Source organism: Streptomyces fuscigenes, assembly GCF_021556455.1.
GTDB lineage: Bacteria > Actinomycetota > Actinomycetes > Streptomycetales > Streptomycetaceae > Streptomyces > Streptomyces fuscigenes.
In genome coordinates this window covers 1-3,294 of the sequence record NZ_JAKGCV010000537.1, presented here as the reverse complement: position 1 = coordinate 3,294, position 3,294 = coordinate 1, and the positions used below count along the sequence as shown (strand labels likewise).

The 3,294-nt window shown below is 76.3% G+C and carries 3 protein-coding genes; 1 reads left to right on the top strand and 2 read right to left on the bottom strand.

What is annotated here, in order from left to right:
• A partial coding sequence (locus L1885_RS25895) for a phytoene desaturase family protein (RefSeq protein ID WP_235799589.1) occupies positions 1-1,572 on the bottom strand: 1,572 nt, incomplete at its 3' end.
• 48 nt (positions 1,573-1,620) lie between these two features.
• Positions 1,621-2,085 (bottom strand): SRPBCC family protein, encoded by a 465-nt coding sequence (locus tag L1885_RS25890; RefSeq protein ID WP_235799588.1) that lies wholly within the window; start codon positions 2,083-2,085, stop codon positions 1,621-1,623.
• A gap of 170 nt (positions 2,086-2,255) precedes the next feature.
• On the opposite strand from L1885_RS25890, the gene L1885_RS25885 reads away from it, so the two are divergent.
• Positions 2,256-3,167 (top strand): SDR family oxidoreductase, encoded by a 912-nt coding sequence (locus L1885_RS25885; protein WP_235799587.1) that lies wholly within the window; start codon positions 2,256-2,258, stop codon positions 3,165-3,167.
• The last annotated feature ends 127 nt before the right edge of the window (positions 3,168-3,294 follow it).

The following is a 3,294-nucleotide window of genomic DNA, read 5'->3' as shown; positions in this document are numbered from 1 at the left end:
CAGCACGCGGCGTCCCGCGGCCCGGGCGTGCAGGGCGGCGTGGGCCGCGTTGGCGCCCGGCGCGCCGTGCACGCCGCCGCCCGGATGCGCCGAAGCGGAGGCGAGGTAGAGCCCGGGCACGGCGGTCTCGGGGCGCCCGGCGCCGGGAACCGGCCGGAAGACCAGCTGCTGGTGCAGATTGGTCGTACCGCCGTTGATCGCGCCGCCGTGCAGGTTCGAGTCCAGTTCCTGCAGTGTGGCCGGGGTGAGCACGCGGCGCGCGCGGACACGGTCGCGAAAGCCCGGCGCGTAGCGTTCGACCTGCTCCTCCACCCGGTCGGCCATGGCCTCGGCCTCGGCAGCGTCCCACGTGCCGGTGATGCCCGCGGAGCCGGCGTCCCCGGCGATGCGGTGCGGCACGTGCGTGTACGCCCAGGCCGCCTCGGTGCCCAGGGGTGAGCGCCCCGGGTCCGCCGTGGTCATCTGCCCCATCAGGGCGAAGGGGCGGTCGGGCACCTGCCGCATGGCGATCTGCGCGGCGAAGCGCGTCAGCTCGTCCACGCCCTCCGCCAGGTGCACGGTGCCCGCGCCGGCGACCCCGGGCGCGGCCCACGGCACCGGCCCGCCGAGCGCCCAGTCCACCTTGAACGTCGCGAAGTCCCACTGGAACCTGCGCAGATCGGCCAGGATGCCCGGCGGGACGTGGGCCCGGTCCAGGAGCCCCAGGTACAGGTCGGGAGCGGCGACGTCGGCCAGGACCGCCCGGCGCGCGCGCACCGCGTCCCCGCTCGCCGTACGCACGCCCACGGCCCGGCCCCCGCGCACCACGACCTCGGTGACACGCTCTCCACAGCGCAGCGACCCGCCCCTTCGCACGAACCGGCGCACCAGCGCGTCCACGAGCGCGCTGGAGCCGCCCGCGGGAACGGGGAAACCGTGCTCCTGGCCCAGCATGGCCATCAGCCAGCCGAAGCCGCCGCTGCCCGCCGCCTCCGGCGACAGGTCCGCGTGCAGGGCGTTTCCGGCGAGCAGCAGCCGGCCGCCCTCCCCGGCGAACTCCTCCTCACCGAAGCGCCGCACCGGCATCAGCATGCGCCGGGCGAAGCGCAGCCCGCCCGCCGCCCGCAGCCGGGCCGCGAGCCGGAGGCCCGCGCGGACCGGCGGGAACGGCGTGAACAGGGTCTCCGTCAGATCGTGCGCGAGCCCGTCCCACAGCGCGCACAACGACAGCCACGCCTCGCCGTCCTCCTCGGCGAATCCCCGCAGACTCCCGGCCGTCACGTTCCGGTCCCGGTCCAGCACGGCGGCCCTGCCGTCGCGCAGGGGATGGGCGAGGACATGGGGCGCGTGGCTCCAGCGCAGCCCCTCCCGCTCCAGCTCCAGGCCCTTGATCACGGGCGAGGCCGCCGCCAGCGGGTAGAAGGAGCTGAAGAGGTCGGTCACGTAGTCCGGATGCACCGCGCGGTCGCTGCGCACCGCTCCTCCCGGCTCGTCGCCGGCCTCCAGCAGTTCCACGCTCCACCCGGCGTCGACGAGCAGGTTCGCGGCCACCAGGCCGTTGGGTCCCGCGCCGATGACCACGGCGTCCGTCATGAGGGCCTCCAGGAGTTGCGGCACGTGCGCGACGTCGGTCCCGCCGGCTCAGGCATGGGCGTCGCGGCGTGCGGGACCCACGGGTTCGTCCTCGGCGGCCTGTTCGAGCCGCTTGAGCATCTGGCGGTGCCGGAGCTGGATGACGCGGTCCACGATGCCGTTGTGGGCGCTGCCGCCGATGCCCCGCAACGGGTGCTCGTCCACGATGACCAGCGTGCCGTCCCCCCACCGCCGGATGTCGAAGGCGATGCGGGCGGTGCCGAGGGGCCCCGCGTGCGCCTCCAGTTCGAGGATCCCCGGCGGCTCGTAGCGGCGCACCACGGTGCTGCCCTCGAACGTCTTGGGGCCCAGGCGGACGGTGTAGCGCAAGGACGACCCGAGCTGCGGCCAGTCGCCCTGCTCGGGGCGCGACGAGGACGTGCCGACGACCCAGTCGCCGAAGCGGTAGGGGTCGTTCAGGACGGCCCAGAGCGCATCCGGCGCCCGGTCGACGTACCGGTGACGCACTGCCATGGCGGCTCCCGGGAAGAGTGGCGGAGAAACGCCGGGTGCCCAGCCGCCCGGGCCGCACACCTCGCCGCCCCGACGCAGTGGCCGCGCCGCCGGCCCGCGCACGCCGATCCGGCCCCGGCGCGGCCGGCACCCGCGGGCGGAGTCCCGCCCCTGTGCGTACGGTGAAGGGCATGCGAAGCAGCAAGCGGCCGGTACTGACCGGGCGGGTCGCCGTCGTCACCGGGGCCGCACGCGGCGTCGGCGCCGCCGTGGCCCGCGAACTGTCCCGTCGCGGCGCCACCGTCGCACTGATCGGCACGGAGCCGGGGCTCCTGGCCCGGGAGGCCGGCGGGCTCCCCGGCCCCGCGCACTGGTGGGAGGTCGACGTCACCGACGACACCGCCATGGCGGAGACCGCCGCCGCGGTGCGTGAACGGCTCGGCACCCCGTCCGCCGTCGTGGCCAACGCGGGCCTCGCGGAGGGCGGACCGCTCGCCGAGACCTCCGCCGCGACGTGGCGCCGGGTCGTGGAGGTCAACCTCGTCGGCAGCGCGATCACCGCCCGCACGTTCCTGCCCGACCTGACCGCCACCCGCGGATACCACCTCCAGGTCGCCTCGCTCGCCTCCCTCGGCGCGGCGCCGCTGATGAGCGCGTACTGCGCGTCGAAGGCGGGCGCCGAGTCGTTCGCGCACTCCTTCCAGGCCGAGACCGCCCACCTGGGCATCGCCGTGGGCATCGGCTACCTCAACTGGACCGACACCGACATGATCCGGGACATGGACCGCCACACGGTGCTGCGGGAGCTGCGCGCGCACATGCCCCGCCCCGCACGCAAGGTGTTCACCACCGACGACGTGGCGGGCCGCCTCGTCACGGCGGTCGAACGGCGCTCCCGCACCGTCTACGTGCCCCGGTGGCTCGTGGCGGCCCAGGTGGGGCGCGCGGCACTGCCGCCCGTGGTCACCCGGATCGCCCGGCGCAGCCTGCCGAGGATCGCCGGGACGACGCCGTTCCGGGCCACCGGACTGCTCGGCGCCGGGGGAGACGCGGACCCCACGGGCCTGGGCTCCGCCGGGTCCGGCGCCGCCGGCCGTCCGTGAACCGCGGCGCGCACGCCCGGGACGCGCGGCGCGGACCTGCCGCCGCGAGCCGTCGCGGTGACCACCCACCCGAATCCGCCGACGGCAGCCGCTGCCGATTCGCCCCCGCCGCGAGGCGTGGTGACGG

Bases quoted from the DNA above. Each gene is read 5' to 3' on its own strand.
- L1885_RS25890 (WP_235799588.1), bottom strand. From the start codon at position 2,085: ATGGCAGTGCGTCACCGGTACGTCGACCGGGCGCCGGATGCGCTCTGG.
- L1885_RS25885 (WP_235799587.1), top strand. From the start codon at position 2,256: ATGCGAAGCAGCAAGCGGCCGGTACTGACCGGGCGGGTCGCCGTCGTC.